Raw genomic sequence first — 13,857 nt, forward strand, 5'->3', positions numbered from 1 at the left:
ATAGTTTTGGAGGCGTGTACCGGAATCGAACCGATCTACATGGATTTGCAATCCAGTGCATAACCGCTTTGCTAACACGCCATAATTGAGATATTGATGGGTTTCAATTTTGAATGGTGCCCGAAGCCAGACTTGAACTGGCACGCCCCGAAAGGCGAGAGATTTTAAATCTCTTGTGTCTACCGATTCCACCACCCGGGCATTGGAGCGGGAAACGAGGCTCGAACTCGCGACCCCGACCTTGGCAAGGTCGTGCTCTACCAACTGAGCTATTCCCGCTTATTATTAAATGGTGCCCGGGGCGAGACTTGAACTCGCACAGCTCGAAAGCCGAGGGATTTTAAATCCCTTGTGTCTACCGATTCCACCACCCGGGCATTGGAGCGGGAAACGAGGCTCGAACTCGCGACCCCGACCTTGGCAAGGTCGTGCTCTACCAACTGAGCTATTCCCGCTTAGATTAATTATGCTAACAGCATCGCTAATCAACGAGGCGCATTTTACGGAATTGAATTTTTTTGTCAAACGATTATTTTTAATTTCTTGTCTGATTGATGAAAAAAGAAACTTATTAATTAAGGATTAAAAATTAATGCCGTTTTTTTACCCATAAATGTGAATAATTTGATGATTTACATAGAATCCCTTTTCTGTCATAGCTGTTTATGCAAGAATGATGAGTTTGATATAAAAATATTTTAAATTTTGTTAGGAATCATTATGGCACAACAATTAATAGACACCTTATTAGTACAGCTTGGTAATCGTACTGATGCTACAACCGGCGCTGTTGCAACCCCGATTCATCTTTCAACTGCATTTGGTCATACCGATATTAAAGGCATTGCCAAAGATAATTTCGACTATATCAGAACTAAAAATCCGACTCGCCAAGTATTGGAAGATGGTATTGCACGTTTAGAGCAAGGCGATCGTGGTTTTGCCTGTTCATCAGGTATGGCTGCTATTCGACTGATTATGAGCCTGTTTACCAGCCCGGATGAGTGGATTATTTCTAGTGATGTTTATGGTGGCACGTATCGTTTGTTGGATTTTTGTTACAAAAATAATCACGGAGTTAAACCGGTTTACGTTAATACAGCCTCTTTGGAAGCAATCGAAGCGGCAATTACATCAAATACAAAAGCGATTTTTGTGGAAACACCATCCAATCCATTGATGGAAGAGTGCGATGTTTCCGCCATTGCTAAATTGGCAAAAGCACATAATTTGTTACTGATTGTGGATAACACTTTTTTAACACCTGTATTGTTTAGACCGATTGAGCACGGAGCGGATATTGTTATTCACAGTGCAACTAAATATATCGCTGGGCATAATGATGTGTTGGCTGGGTTGATTGTAGCAAAAGGACAGGAACTTTGTGATCGTCTTTATTATATGCAGAATGGTGCTGGTGCTGTGTTGGCTCCATTTGATTGTTATTTAACCATTAGGGGGTTAAAAACACTATCGTTACGTGTTGAGCGCCACCAACAAAATGCGAGACAAATCTCGGCATTTTTAAATGATTTGGATGATGTTACCGATGTGCTTTATCCGAATAAAGGCGGAATGCTATCTTTCCGCTTGCGTGAAGAAAAATGGGTAGTGCCGTTTTTGAAAGCATTAAAATTAATTACTTTTGCTGAGAGTTTGGGAGGTACAGAAAGTTTTATTACTTATCCGGCAACACAAACGCATATGGATATTCCTGAAGAGGAGAGAGTTGCGCGTGGTGTGTGCAACCGCTTATTACGTTTTTCAGTTGGTCTAGAGAATATTGAAGATATTAAATCGGATATTCTACAAGCGTTACAGGCAGCAAAAAAATAGATTCTCAATAGCACATCTTAGCGTGTGCTATTTTTTTAAATGTTCTCTTGGTCTTATTCAAAATGATTTTATGCTAAACTTAGCTCCTTTTTAAAAGCATTATTTAGTCGAATGAAAAAATTTCTTATCTTTTTATTGGTTTTAATCATTAGTGCAGTAGTAGCGACAACATTGATTTATCGTCATCTCACTCAGTTATTGACATTACCGATTTCACATCAGCCGGAGCAGTTATTAACGATTGAGAAAGGGACGAGTAGTAAGCAATTTTCCGAATTGTTATTGCAGCAAGGTTTGATCGACAAAAAGATTTGGGGTTTGCCTTATCTATTTAAGCTACATCCGGAATATACTTTGAAAGCCGGTACATTTTCTCTTAAGAATATCAATAATCTTGAGCAATTATTGTCATTGATACACAGTGGAAAAGAGGTTCAATTTTCTTTAACGTTACCGGAAGGAACGACATTTCAACAGTGGCAAGCAGCTTTGGCAGCAGCTCCGAATCTTCAACACAATTTAAAAGATAAGAATGAAGCTGAAATTTATCAGCTTTTGGGCTTGCCGAAAGAGGCAGTGAAAGTAGGTAAACTTGAAGGTTGGCTTTATCCTGACACCTATTATTACACTGCAAATTCAACCGATCTTGCCCTGTTAAAACGCGCTGCAGATAAAATGCAAAAAACATTGAAACAGGCGTGGGAACAACGAGATAAATCATTGCCGTTAAAATCAGAATATGAGCTGTTAATTTTAGCTTCAATTATTGAAAAAGAGAGTGCCGTAGCGGCGGAACGCCCACAAATTGCCTCTGTTTTTGTCAATAGATTAAAACGAGGTATTAAATTGCAGACTGATCCGACCGTGATTTACGGAATGGGCGAACATTATCAAGGCAATATCCGTAAGCAGGATTTGAATGCAACAACGCCATATAATACCTATGTTATTGATGGTTTACCGCCTACACCGATTGCAATGCCGGATAAATCATCGTTGGAAGCAGCGGCAAATCCGGCGGATACAGATTATCTCTATTTTGTTGCTGACGGTAGTGGCGGACACAAATTTAGTCGTTCATTAAATGAACATAATCGTGCGGTACAGCAATATTTACGTTGGTATCGAAATTGGAAAGCGCAGCAAGGAAATAAAGAATGATAGCAAAATTTATCGTACTGGAAGGTTTGGAGGGTGCGGGAAAAACCAGTGCAAGAGAGACCGTAGTGGCTGTACTGAAAGAACTAGGTATAAAGGAGTTCGTATTCACGCGTGAACCGGGTGGCACACCACTGGCGGAGAAATTACGTCAATTAATCAAGCAGGGCGAAGGTGATGAAGTTATTACCGATAAAGCAGAATTATTGATGCTTTATGCTGCTCGAGTTCAATTGGTGGAAAATGTGATTAAACCAGCATTGGAACAAGGTAAATGGGTTATCGGTGATCGACACGATTTATCATCACAAGCCTATCAAGGTGGTGGACGTGGTTTGGACATTAATTTGTTGATGACCTTAAAAAAGGCGGTACTAGGTGATTTTACACCAGATTTAACGCTCTATTTGGATGTTGATCCTGAAATCGGATTAGCAAGAGCGCGTAGCCGAGGTGAGTTGGATCGTATTGAACAGCAGCAGATAGATTTTTTCCAACGTACTCGTCAACGCTATTTGCAACTGGTTAATGATGATGAGAAGAGTATTACTATTAATGCCAATTTAGATTTTTCAAAGGTAAATGAACAACTTAGAAAAGCAATTACACAATGGTTTCAACAACAAAAATAGTGGATTTACCTTGGGTATTTCCGATTTATCAACAAATTATACAAGCATTTTTAGCTGGTTACGGACATCACGCACTGTTAATTCGCAGTGCTGATAATAATGGAGCTGAGCAATTTTGTTTTGCCTTAGCTCAATGGTTGTTGTGTGAAGATAAACAATCACAAGAAGCTTGTGGGCATTGTCGTCAATGTCAACTTTTTTTGCATCATTCTCATCCCGATTTTTATTTTATTCATAGTGAAGAAGGCAAAAAAATCAGCGTTGATACGATTCGTGAAGTGGCGGATAAGCTATCTCGTCGCAGTCAACAGCAAACATCAAAAGTGGTTTATTTACAAGGAATAGAACAGCTTACGGAAGCTGCTGCTAACGCATTGTTGAAAACATTAGAAGAGCCGACAGAAGATTGCTATTTTATTTTGCAAACTAATGTTGAACATCGTGTATTGGCAACGATTCAGAGTCGTTGTCAGCAATGGGCATTGCCATTACCGACAATGCAACAAGGAATAGATTGGTTGCAACAGCAAGGTTTTTCCGATCTTGAACAAATGAAAACAGCTTTGTTGATGAATTATCAACGTCCATTCGCCGCTAAAATCAGTTTAGAAAAAGGGGAAATTGCGCAACGACTCGCTTTTTTACGACAATTTTGGAAATTTTATCGCAATAAAAATTTACTTATATTGTTGCCCTATTTTGAAACAGAACAGTCAGTTACACAGATTAATTGGTTGGAATCATTTTTATTAGATACTTTGAAATGCAGTTTGCATATTTATCAAAATTGGTTATGTCGGGATTTGCAATCTGGGATTATTGCATTTGCGCAAGCAGTACCGACATTGAAAATTTATCGTGCATTGCTAATTGTTCGGCAAATGCGCGCAGATTTAATGTCGATTAATGGTGTAAATCAGGAACTGATTATTACAGATGGATTAATTAAAATGATAGAACAGGTATTTGAAGGTTAAAAAATGTTTATTGTAGATTCCCATTGTCATTTAGACGCATTAGATTATGAAGCTTTACATAAAAATGTGGATGAGGTGTTGGAAAAAGCGAAACAGCGTGATGTGAAACACTGCTTGGCAATTGGCGTAGGTATTTCTCGCTTTCACCAGCTACAACAGCAGTTATCGCATCGTAATGATATTTCCTATTCTTGTGGTATACATCCGTTGGATATTGGTGAAGAGGTATTTGATAGCACCAAATTGAGAGAGATTATTGCCTTGCCTGAAGTGGTGGCGGTAGGTGAGATCGGTTTAGATTACTATTACAGTGCGGATAATAAGCAGCAGCAACAAGATTGTTTCGCACAGCAGATTGATATTGCTAATGAATTTAAGAAACCGGTGATTATTCATACCCGTTCTGCTGGAGAAGATACTATTCGTTTATTGCAGGAACAGCATGCTGAACGTTGTGGTGGTGTAATCCACTGTTTTACTGAAAATCAATGGTTTGCGGAGCAGGCATTAGCATTAGGTTTTTATATTTCTGTTTCCGGTATTATCACCTTCAGAAATGCAGAAGATATTCGCCAAGTGATCCGTCACGTGCCGCTTGAACGTCTTCTAGTAGAAACGGATTCCCCTTATCTTGCGCCGGTGCCATATCGTGGTAAACAAAATCAGCCTGCTTATGTCAGAGAGGTGTGTGAATATGTTGCAACCTTAAAAGGTGTTTCCGTTGAAGAGTTAGCCCAGATCACTACTAATAATTTTAGCAACTTATTTGGCGTTAATTTGTCACAATAATATGCTAGGATAAAGCAATGTTATCTATGAAATGAGGAAATAATTATGGCTCAGCATTCTACATTACGCCGTTTTTTCTTTTGGTTTTTCCTATTGGTTACGTTATGTGTGCATTTGATTTTGGCTGCAGGAGTAAATTATACCTTTCCAAGTTATGCAATCAAAGAAGTGACGGGCGTTGAAGTCAAACGTGTTGATAAGGATGGCCCGATTACTAAATCTAATCCGGCAGATGGGCCGACACGTGATGTTTATTATATTTATACACAAGATCCCAAAACAGATAAAGTGATGGTGTATCGTAATGAAGACACTCGATGGGGGTTTCCTTTCTACTTCAAGTTTGATTCAGCTAATTTGCAAGCTAAAGCTCAGGGCTTTGCTAACGAGCGTAAATTGGTTGAAGTAAAATATTATGGGTGGCGTATCACAATGTTTGATGAGTTCAGTAATGTCGTTTCGATTAAAGAGGTTGCGCAGGATGCTACTGCTTCAAAACCAATTGTGAGCTATATCTTATATGTCATATTGTTAGTAACATTATTTTTATCTATTCAGTTTATTCGTGGTTGGTTTGACAGCGAATAGACTAGCTTTTTAATTGTTTTGTTATTTTCTAAAGGAGTCATATGAAAAAAACATTTATTCACTATTTTTCAGGTTTTGTTTGTTGTTTAATGATGGTAGCTTCGCCGGTAAAAGCGGAGCCGACTAATAGTGAAGAAACATTAAAAGTCAGTTTTAGGGTTTCAGCTGAAACGGTTGTGCCTCAAGATAAAGTTCAGTTAATTATCAGCACTCAACTCACCGGAGAGCATCTTTCGGCGAAAAGTTCTCAGGAAATTGAGGAGCGGGTAGAAAAGGCGGTCACTAAAATAAAACAATATAAAAATATTAAATTATCCAATAATCAACGACAAAGTTACGCTAATTATGATCAAAAAGGCAAAGTGGCAAGTTGGACGTTAAAAGCGAATTTAGTGTTAGAAAGTAGTAGTTTTAGTGAAATTGCACAATTTGTTTCGGATTTACCGAAAGATTTCCTTGTACAGTCAACCAAATTTTTTGTTTCTACTGAATTGCAAAAACAGCAACGAGATAAGTTATTGCAGTCATTGTTGACACAGGTACAGCAGCAGGCGGAATTAATCAAATCTGGATTACATTACAATCAATATCGAATTATTAATATGAATATCGACCAAAATAATGTTGATTATATGATGAGAGCAGCGCCTTTGCGTATGGCTAAAGTTGCTGAAATACAGGAAGATGGTAATGCTGTTAGTTTTACACCGGGGGAATCTCAATTATCGATTGAGGCAAATGTTGTTATTGCTCTATCGGAAAAGTAGAAATTCCGTTACAATCCGCACTTTATCCCTAAATAATTGGAGAAATTAATGAAAGTTGCAAAAAATCATGTAGTAGGTATTGCATATCAAGTTCGTACTGAAGATGGTGTGTTAGTAGATGAAGCACCTGCGAATCAACCGTTACTTTATTTACAAGGTCATAATAATCTTGTTATCGGCTTAGAAAATGCATTGGAAGGCAAAGAAGTTGGTGAAAAATTTGACGTGAAAGTATCACCACAAGAGGGTTATGGTGAATATAATGACAATTTAGTGCAACGTGTGCCGAAAGATGTGTTCCACGGTGTTGATGAGTTACAGGCGGGAATGCGTTTTATTGCTGACACTGACATCGGACCATTACCGGTTGTTATTACTGAAGTAACGGATGAAGATGTAGTAGTTGATGGTAACCATATGCTTGCCGGTCAAACTTTATTATTCACTGTTGAAGTTGTTTCTGTGCGTGAAGCTACAGCAGAAGAGATTGCACATGGTCATTTACATCAAGAAGGTGAGGGGTGTTGCGGAGGACATCATCATCACGATGATGAAGATGGCTGCTGCAGAGGTGGACACGGTGGCTGTGGCTGCGGTGGGCATCATCACCACTAAGCGAGAGATGGAATTTTGGAGTAAGCCTGATATTTTCGATATCAGGCTTTTTTATTGGTTAAAAAGCAGCGTGGATAATAGATAGTGATTTTTAATTGAAGATTTTGGTAAATATTTAATTCCAAATATTTAATCAAAATTGTTTTTCAAATAACAGATTGATGTTCTTATCTGTATAAGAATACATTGACGGAATATTACTTACCTGTTGTTTCCAATTAAATTGTAGTTTTGGTGTAATATTCCACCATTGCCAATCACGTTTCCATAGGGTTAAGTTAGCTTGATAGATATGATCTTTCCTCGTTTTATTAAGCGGTAAAATGCCCCCTAGTACAGCTTGATCATGATATTTACGTTTTGAAATAGAAAAATTTATCTGACTAGAAATTCCAAGCTTCCATTCCTGTTTCCAACCTAAGCGTAGGCTATGCGTATGATGAGAATATTGCTTTTCTTGTGTATTTTCCCACAGTGCATCAAATCCTATATATATAAATTGAGTGCTTTTCGGTAACCAAAATAAAGTGCTGGAGATGGATTTGCTATTCCCATCTAATATTTTGGTTTGTGAATATTTATTTTTTGCGTATTCAAGTGTGTTAGATAATTGAAAATGATTATTTAGCCAATGCGACCACGCTAGGGAAATACCATAACTTTGTTGATATCGTTTATTAGCTACCCATCGCCATTGATAAAAAGGTAAAATTGCTAATTGTTGAACTGCATTTTTATATTTATAGCCTAGATTAAGGCGATCTTGAATATCAGTATAATAGTGATTATCCCAATAGTATTTACCATTAAGATAGTTTCCTAAGGCAAGATAATGCGTAGATATTAGATTGAAATCTTTTCCTATGTTGTTGCTAAAAGCAATACCGTGTGCCGATTGAGGCAGCATACTTGGATTTTTCCGAAAACCTGTATTCCCAATATTTATATCTGAAGAAACGTTATTGACATTATCGGTTTGGGTATAATAGGCGTTAAATTGACTATACCAACGATTACGTCGTTGAATTGCTTCAAGATATAAATCAATGAGTTGTTCAAGAGCCGGAGGTAAATTATCTGATTTGACAAGCTCAAATTGCGCTTGTGCTTCATTATTTTGTTGATTTAAAAAGAGAGCTTTGGCTAATTCGAGCCGTACCGGATTTAATTTAGGATTGATAGCAAGGATTCGTCGTAATAAATTGATCGATTTGGTATAGTTTTGTTCATTCTGAGCTAAAAGACTTTCAGCGAACAGAACTAAGAACTGATCCGGTTTAGGAAAAGTTAGATATAAAGATAAAAATGTATTAATTAAATTAAAATCTCTTTGTTGAATAGCAAGATTTAATCCTTTTTCAGTAAGGTCTTTATTATTTTTAAATTGTTCTTGCCAAAAATCAATATTAGTGTTTGGCATATTTTCTGTAGATACAACAGAATTTGCTTGAACAGAGAATGATAAAAAAAGGATTAAAGGAAAGAGAAATTTATTTTTCATTATGGTCATAAAACATTAATGTTACAGAATAATCAATACACTTCTTATGAAGTGTATTGATTGGTTATATTATTGTTTGCTACCAGCGAATACGCCTTGCGCTTCAATCTGTGTCGTTCCTTGTTTTAAATTACCGGTTATTGCACCCACAACCTCTTCATATTGTTTACCTGCAACAGAACCGTAGAAATAACCGTTAAGGGTATAACCTTTAATATCACCGTTTACTTCACCGAACATATTAAAAGCACGCCCATTACCCATTTTGCTGATTTCAGCCATATTTTCTTCAGTGTTAATTTCTCCGCCAATAGTAAGTTTTCCATTTTGAGCAAAGTCAAACGCTCCAGTAATTCCCTCATCCTTAATGGTCATATTCATTGTACCGCTTAAGAATTGATTTGCTTGTTCTGGATCAGTGAAAATAGCTTTTCCTTGATAACTGGCATCTAAGTTAGTTGGTAGGGTATTAGGTATATCTTTTGCTGCAAAAACAACACGATAGTCCGGTGAATCAGATGTTCCCATATTGTGTAATCCATAAGCAGTATAGGATTGATGATACGCATTTTCTCCTGTTTGATTGACGAGTGTTTCATAAACTTGTTTATAAACGCTTGCATTACTCTCCGACGCATTAACAATTTTATGTCTTGCATCAACGAGTTCTCCTGCGCCATCTCTCTCAAATCTTACATCACCAATTGCATAAGTACCGCTTGATGAATTGTTACCACCACCGGAGCTCCCACAAGCAACAATACCTAGTGAAAAAAGTGTAACAAGCGCAATTTGTTTAAAAGGAAGTTTTTGCATAGAAATCTCCGTTAAAAGTGTTGTGAAATTAATAAAAAATACAATGAAAGCTTTGTTTTGCTACTAAACTGTTTTAGTAAACAAAAACTTTCTTAGTTTAAAAAAAAAAAAAAAAAACAAGGGGTTGGCTTCAAAAAGATAAAATTTTTAATGGTGAAATAGTGGCAGAAGAAAAGAATTTTTTGAAAAACAACGATCTTTTGTGATCGTTATTTTAGGGCTTAAGTGAAAATAATGATTGCTAATTCTGTAGGCGATAAGAGCCAAAATGAAATCGGCAGTGCTATTCAAGTAGATCCAGAATAGGCTGGGGAATTTGTTCGGGAGAGGGAATAAAAACCTGCTTATGTCGGCTTAATTCACCTTTGCGTAATTCAATTTGTGTTTTTGCAACTTTGAATTCTTTACTAAGAAACTTAATTAAATGTGCGTTAGCTTTGCCATCAACAGGTGGTGCGGTAATAGTGATCTTTAATTCATCACCATATAAGCCGACAATTTGATCCTTGCCGGCTTTGGGCTGCAGGATAATATTTAACAACAGCCCATTTTCAGTACGATTGACTGCCATTACGCAATCATCCAAAGTTGACCAAAGAGATCAAGCAATACGTTATTGAGTAGAATCAGGATAATCCCTAACACCATTACTGAAAAATCAAGCATTCCGGTGCGTGGTAAAATACGGCGGATCGGTGCCAGCAACGGTTCACTGATTTGATATAACACATAATCTAACGGATTGCCGCCACGACTGAACCAACTCAAAATAGCACGTAAAAATATCGCCCAAAAGATGATTTCACCCCACGCTTTAACGACAGAAAGCACGCCTAATAACAGCACATAAGGCAATTCTAATGAAAGATGGCCGGAAACCACAAAATAGAGCAAAGGCAATTTGATTGCACCTAGAATAAACGCAAGCAAAACCGCTGCAAAATCAATGCCATATTTCATTGGCACGATTTTACGTAACGGCAACAACACCGGTTGTGTTAATTTCACTAATGTTTGCGACAACGGATTGTAGAAATCAACTTTGCAATATTGCAACCAGACTTTTGCGACTAAAATAAAAATATAGACGCCGATAACGGTTTGAATGATAAATTGTAAAGTATTCATCCGGATTCCTTTTCATTAAATAATACGTGAAAACTGCTGACGTTTTGCCTGTTGGCGAGAGTAAGTATCAAAACACATACAGATGTTGCGAATTAACAGACGTCCTTTTGATGAAACGGTAATGCCTTCATCATCAATGCTAAGTAATCCGTCTTCAACTAAAGGGGCAAGCAATGCCAAATCTTCAGCGAAATGCTGCTTAAAGTTGATTTGATATTGTTGCTCGATAACCGTAAATTTCAATTTGAAGTTGCAGATTAAGGCTTTAATGACATCACGGCGTAAACAGTCTTCACGTGTCATCACTAAGCCTTTATTTAATGCGATACCGCGAGTTTCAATGTCGGCATAGTAACTTTTCAGTTCTTTTTGGTTTTGTGCATAAGTGTCGCCTAAAAGACTGATTGCAGACACGCCCATTCCCAACAAATCGCACTCTTCCTGAGTGGTGTAGCCTTGGAAATTACGATGCAAAACGCCATTTGCCTGCGCAATAGCCAATTCATCATCCGGTTTGGCAAAGTGATCCATTCCGATAAATTTGTAACCGGAGCTGGTTAAAAATTCGATGGTATTTTGCAGTATAGATAATTTTGTTTCCGGTGAAGGCAACATTTCCTGTTTAATTTTGCGTTGACCGGCAAAACGTGTCGGTAAATGTGCGTAATTGAAAACGCTTAAGCGATCAGGATTTAATTCAAGCACTTTCTGCAAGGTAAACATAAAGCTGTCTAATGTTTGCAACGGCAAACCATAAATCAAATCAAGATTGGTAGATTGAAAGCCCAACTCACGAGCGTGATGCATTAAGTCAAAAATAAACTGTTCATCCTGTTCTCGATTGATTGCTTTCTGAACCTCTTTATTAAAATCCTGCACGCCCATACTGATGCGATTGAAACCGATTTTACGCAGATGATCCAACATCGAAAGCTCAATTTCACGTGGATCCATTTCGATACTGATTTCCGCATTTTCACTAATTGTGAAATGGTTACGCAACATAGACATTAAACGGTCAGATTGCTCTTCCGTCAAATAGGTCGGTGTACCGCCGCCCCAGTGAATTTGGGTAACGGTACGTTTTGAGAATAACGCTGAACGGGTGCGGATCTCTTTTTCCAAGTAGTCCAAATAAATATCCGCTTTATGTTGATGCCGTGTAATGACTTTATTACACGCACAGAAATAACAGAGCTTATGACAGAAAGGAATATGCACATATAATGATAACGGCCGTGTCGGATAACGTTCCGCCGCCATAATAAAATCATCATTGTTATAAACTTCATTAAATTCCAATGCTGTCGGATATGAAGTATAACGCGGTCCTGATTGGTTATATTTCCGAATCAGATTATGATCCCATAAAATTTCTGACATAATAAATACCCACTAATTATGATTATTTAAGCCCCTCAAGTAATTGAGGCAACTCCAACTTGATTTGCTTTTCTAATTTTGCTTCTTTACTTTCTCTGGTGAGATCGAGCTTCCTTCTCTCTTTTTTATCCAATGCCTGACGTTCTTCCTTAATCGGCATATCTCTAACGGTGAGGTAAAGCTCCTGCATCGCAGGGAAGGCATTCAGCTGAATTTTGCCATAGGCTTCCAACAACGGTTTTAAGCGTAACACACCTTCGGAATGATTGCATTCATCACTCAACATTGCTTTGGCTATAATTTCGATACTTTCTAACAATCGATCCATTCGCTGTTGATAAGCCTGCTGTAATAAGCGTTTCTGCTTTTTGATGGCAAGCAGTAGCCAAATAAGATAACTTGCCATTGCAATGATAATGACACAGCCAACAATTAATAGTAATACTGAAATATTCATCGTAATTTATTTAAATTGGTTGATATTGATTTTTTCAAATTGATGGTAAAGATCCTGCTCATCGTCATCTTCCGGCTCAATACCTAATTCTGCCATTAATTCGTCAATACGATCTAAACATTGATCAACGAATTCTTGATCTTTCTTCGAAAGTTTTGCTCCCGCTTCGAGTTGATCAAGCAATTGATTCAGAATTTCGTTATTTTCCAATTCAAATAATTCCTGTTCGGCGGAACGCTCTTTTTTCGGACGAATGACAATCTCAATGGGTTCAACGGATCTGTTTTGTTGCTGATTCACTTCTTCCACAATGAGTGGGATTTTCTTACGGCTGCCGACACGCGGATCTTTTTTGACATTCTCCACAATCATATCCGCTTTTTCAGCGTTAGCATAACGGCTGCCGGAAGGGCGACCTTTATGTTTTTTCTTACGTTTTTCTTCCCAAGCCTTGTTATCCAACTCATATCTTGTTGGTTTTTTACCTTTTTTAGTGCTGGAAATATCGGTTTTATCCTGTTTACGTGCAGGCATTAAATCACTGATTTTTCTTGTTTTTTTCTGACGACTCATAATTAAAAGTTGTTATAAGGATGAATTAAGTTGCGATTATAACACTGAATTGTAAAATTTATCATCCGTTGCTTGAGGTATATTAGCGATTTATATCAAAGGACACATAAGAAAATGAAAAAAGTATTTTTTATAACAGTAATTTTGTTGTTAGCTGCCTGTGTACAGCAGAATGAAGTAAAGCCAGTGATTGGTTTGCCATCGCAACAGATCGTAAAAAGCACTTATGCACCGGTTTATCAGGTCACACAACAGACTTACTATGGGCGAGTCAACCAACATTTTAATGTTGATTCTTTTGTACATGGTGTTATTGATTGGTTTAATGGTAAATATAAACAGCCGATTTCAGAGTTAAAACATCAGCTTTATGAGCAAGGTAAAGGTTTTGATGCCTATATTTATGATTATTACAGCGGCATTATTTTTGCAGCTGATTTACAGACCAATTTTCAACGTTTGAATTGTTGGCAACAAGTTGACATTCCGACATTGGAACAGGCAATTTATGATGCATTACGAGATATGAAAAATCAAACCCCATCCCATAATCGAAGTTGGTTAGATCAATCCAGCGAACAATTTGCACGGCAATGCCTGAGTTAAGGCATTGTTTCTCCAGAAAACAAGAGTGATA

16 protein-coding genes and 5 tRNA genes are annotated in these 13,857 nt (G+C 37.5%); 9 read left to right on the forward strand and 12 right to left on the reverse strand.

All coding sequences use genetic code 11. The features are described from left to right. Positions 1-7 precede the first annotated feature (7 nt). The 5 genes from P375_RS01980 to P375_RS02000 form a co-directional block, all read right to left on the reverse strand. Positions 8-81: transfer RNA gene (locus P375_RS01980), tRNA-Cys, on the reverse strand. Positions 82-114: 33 nt separating this feature from the next. Beyond that, a tRNA-Leu gene (locus P375_RS01985) sits at positions 115-201 on the reverse strand. Positions 202-203: 2 nt separating this feature from the next. Continuing rightward, positions 204-279, reverse strand: a tRNA-Gly gene (locus P375_RS01990). 11 nt (positions 280-290) lie between these two features. Continuing rightward, a tRNA-Leu gene (locus tag P375_RS01995) sits at positions 291-377 on the reverse strand. A gap of 2 nt (positions 378-379) precedes the next feature. Then, positions 380-455, reverse strand: a tRNA-Gly gene (locus tag P375_RS02000). 265 nt (positions 456-720) lie between these two features. On the opposite strand from P375_RS02000, the gene P375_RS02005 reads away from it, so the two are divergent. The 8 genes from P375_RS02005 to slyD all read left to right on the forward strand — a co-directional run bounded on the left by P375_RS02005 (position 721) and on the right by slyD (position 7,362). After that, the gene (locus P375_RS02005) at positions 721-1,836 is read left to right on the forward strand and encodes a methionine biosynthesis PLP-dependent protein (protein ID WP_039133773.1); all 1,116 of its coding nucleotides are present in this window, start codon (positions 721-723) and stop codon (positions 1,834-1,836) included. A 111-nt stretch (positions 1,837-1,947) separates the two neighbouring features. Continuing rightward, positions 1,948-2,997, forward strand: coding sequence for an endolytic transglycosylase MltG (gene mltG, locus P375_RS02010; RefSeq protein WP_039133776.1), 1,050 nt, complete (start codon positions 1,948-1,950; stop codon positions 2,995-2,997). Then, the gene (tmk, locus tag P375_RS02015; RefSeq protein ID WP_039133778.1) at positions 2,994-3,626 is read left to right on the forward strand and encodes a dTMP kinase; all 633 of its coding nucleotides are present in this window, start codon (positions 2,994-2,996) and stop codon (positions 3,624-3,626) included. Before mltG ends, tmk begins: the two co-directional genes overlap by 4 nt. Next, positions 3,605-4,603, forward strand: coding sequence for a DNA polymerase III subunit delta' (holB, locus tag P375_RS02020; RefSeq protein ID WP_039133780.1), 999 nt, complete (start codon positions 3,605-3,607; stop codon positions 4,601-4,603). Before tmk ends, holB begins: the two co-directional genes overlap by 22 nt. A gap of 3 nt (positions 4,604-4,606) precedes the next feature. Further along, positions 4,607-5,392, forward strand: a complete 786-nt coding sequence (locus P375_RS02025) for a YchF/TatD family DNA exonuclease (RefSeq protein ID WP_039133783.1) — start codon at positions 4,607-4,609, stop codon at positions 5,390-5,392. Between the two features lie 45 nt (positions 5,393-5,437). Beyond that, the gene (locus P375_RS02030) at positions 5,438-5,980 is read left to right on the forward strand and encodes a DUF1523 family protein (protein WP_039133786.1); all 543 of its coding nucleotides are present in this window, start codon (positions 5,438-5,440) and stop codon (positions 5,978-5,980) included. Between the two features lie 41 nt (positions 5,981-6,021). Beyond that, entirely contained in the window at positions 6,022-6,747 is a 726-nt protein-coding gene (locus tag P375_RS02035) for an SIMPL domain-containing protein (RefSeq protein ID WP_052121775.1), read from the forward strand. 48 nt (positions 6,748-6,795) lie between these two features. Beyond that, complete coding sequence (gene slyD / locus P375_RS02040) at positions 6,796-7,362, forward strand: peptidylprolyl isomerase (RefSeq protein ID WP_039133789.1); 567 nt, start codon at positions 6,796-6,798, stop codon at positions 7,360-7,362. 133 nt (positions 7,363-7,495) lie between these two features. Here the strand turns inward: slyD and P375_RS02045 are convergent, their stop codons facing one another. From P375_RS02045 to yihI, 7 genes are all read right to left on the reverse strand, one after another. Beyond that, complete coding sequence (locus P375_RS02045; RefSeq protein WP_052121776.1) at positions 7,496-8,863, reverse strand: porin family protein; 1,368 nt, start codon at positions 8,861-8,863, stop codon at positions 7,496-7,498. 69 nt (positions 8,864-8,932) lie between these two features. After that, positions 8,933-9,679: a hypothetical protein gene (locus P375_RS02050; protein WP_013745318.1), complete on the reverse strand. Its 747-nt coding sequence runs from the start codon at positions 9,677-9,679 to the stop codon at positions 8,933-8,935. A gap of 283 nt (positions 9,680-9,962) precedes the next feature. Further along, a complete protein-coding gene (yggU, locus tag P375_RS02055) occupies positions 9,963-10,250 on the reverse strand; it encodes a DUF167 family protein YggU (protein ID WP_039133792.1) in 288 nt (95 codons plus the stop codon). After that, a complete protein-coding gene (locus tag P375_RS02060; RefSeq protein WP_039133795.1) occupies positions 10,250-10,807 on the reverse strand; it encodes a YggT family protein in 558 nt (185 codons plus the stop codon). The genes yggU and P375_RS02060 overlap by 1 nt, the downstream gene beginning before the upstream one ends. A gap of 15 nt (positions 10,808-10,822) precedes the next feature. After that, positions 10,823-12,190 carry an oxygen-independent coproporphyrinogen III oxidase gene (gene hemN, locus P375_RS02065; protein ID WP_039133797.1) on the reverse strand — a complete coding sequence of 456 codons (1,368 nt, stop codon included), beginning with the start codon at positions 12,188-12,190 and terminating at the stop codon, positions 10,823-10,825. Positions 12,191-12,212: 22 nt separating this feature from the next. Beyond that, on the reverse strand, positions 12,213-12,647 hold the full coding sequence (locus P375_RS02070; protein WP_013745314.1) for a DUF2489 domain-containing protein: 435 nt from the start codon (positions 12,645-12,647) through the stop codon (positions 12,213-12,215). Between the two features lie 6 nt (positions 12,648-12,653). After that, positions 12,654-13,220 (reverse strand): Der GTPase-activating protein YihI, encoded by a 567-nt coding sequence (yihI, locus tag P375_RS02075; protein WP_021461592.1) that lies wholly within the window; start codon positions 13,218-13,220, stop codon positions 12,654-12,656. Between the two features lie 114 nt (positions 13,221-13,334). Between yihI and P375_RS02080 the strand changes: the two genes are divergently transcribed. Then, entirely contained in the window at positions 13,335-13,826 is a 492-nt protein-coding gene (locus P375_RS02080) for a hypothetical protein (RefSeq protein ID WP_039133799.1), read from the forward strand. The last annotated feature ends 31 nt before the right edge of the window (positions 13,827-13,857 follow it).

The organism is Gallibacterium genomosp. 2 (assembly GCF_000771895.1).
In the GTDB taxonomy this organism is placed as follows: Bacteria; Pseudomonadota; Gammaproteobacteria; order Enterobacterales; family Pasteurellaceae; genus Gallibacterium.

What these genes read in the sequence shown, in the direction of transcription:
- slyD (WP_039133789.1), top strand. Translation starts at nt 6,796, where the DNA reads ATGAAAGTTGCAAAAAATCATGTAGTAGGTATTGCATATCAAGTTCGT.
- hemN (WP_039133797.1), bottom strand. Translation starts at nt 12,190, where the DNA reads ATGTCAGAAATTTTATGGGATCATAATCTGATTCGGAAATATAACCAA.
- holB (WP_039133780.1), top strand. Translation starts at nt 3,605, where the DNA reads ATGGTTTCAACAACAAAAATAGTGGATTTACCTTGGGTATTTCCGATT.
- P375_RS02060 (WP_039133795.1), bottom strand. Translation starts at nt 10,807, where the DNA reads ATGAATACTTTACAATTTATCATTCAAACCGTTATCGGCGTCTATATT.
- P375_RS02070 (WP_013745314.1), bottom strand. Translation starts at nt 12,647, where the DNA reads ATGAATATTTCAGTATTACTATTAATTGTTGGCTGTGTCATTATCATT.
- tmk (WP_039133778.1), top strand. Translation starts at nt 2,994, where the DNA reads ATGATAGCAAAATTTATCGTACTGGAAGGTTTGGAGGGTGCGGGAAAA.
- P375_RS02050 (WP_013745318.1), bottom strand. Translation starts at nt 9,679, where the DNA reads ATGCAAAAACTTCCTTTTAAACAAATTGCGCTTGTTACACTTTTTTCA.
- P375_RS02045 (WP_052121776.1), bottom strand. Translation starts at nt 8,863, where the DNA reads ATGAAAAATAAATTTCTCTTTCCTTTAATCCTTTTTTTATCATTCTCT.
- P375_RS02005 (WP_039133773.1), top strand. Translation starts at nt 721, where the DNA reads ATGGCACAACAATTAATAGACACCTTATTAGTACAGCTTGGTAATCGT.
- P375_RS02035 (WP_052121775.1), top strand. Translation starts at nt 6,022, where the DNA reads ATGAAAAAAACATTTATTCACTATTTTTCAGGTTTTGTTTGTTGTTTA.
- yihI (WP_021461592.1), bottom strand. Translation starts at nt 13,220, where the DNA reads ATGAGTCGTCAGAAAAAAACAAGAAAAATCAGTGATTTAATGCCTGCA.
- P375_RS02030 (WP_039133786.1), top strand. Translation starts at nt 5,438, where the DNA reads ATGGCTCAGCATTCTACATTACGCCGTTTTTTCTTTTGGTTTTTCCTA.
- P375_RS02025 (WP_039133783.1), top strand. Translation starts at nt 4,607, where the DNA reads ATGTTTATTGTAGATTCCCATTGTCATTTAGACGCATTAGATTATGAA.
- yggU (WP_039133792.1), bottom strand. Translation starts at nt 10,250, where the DNA reads ATGGCAGTCAATCGTACTGAAAATGGGCTGTTGTTAAATATTATCCTG.
- P375_RS02080 (WP_039133799.1), top strand. Translation starts at nt 13,335, where the DNA reads ATGAAAAAAGTATTTTTTATAACAGTAATTTTGTTGTTAGCTGCCTGT.
- mltG (WP_039133776.1), top strand. Translation starts at nt 1,948, where the DNA reads ATGAAAAAATTTCTTATCTTTTTATTGGTTTTAATCATTAGTGCAGTA.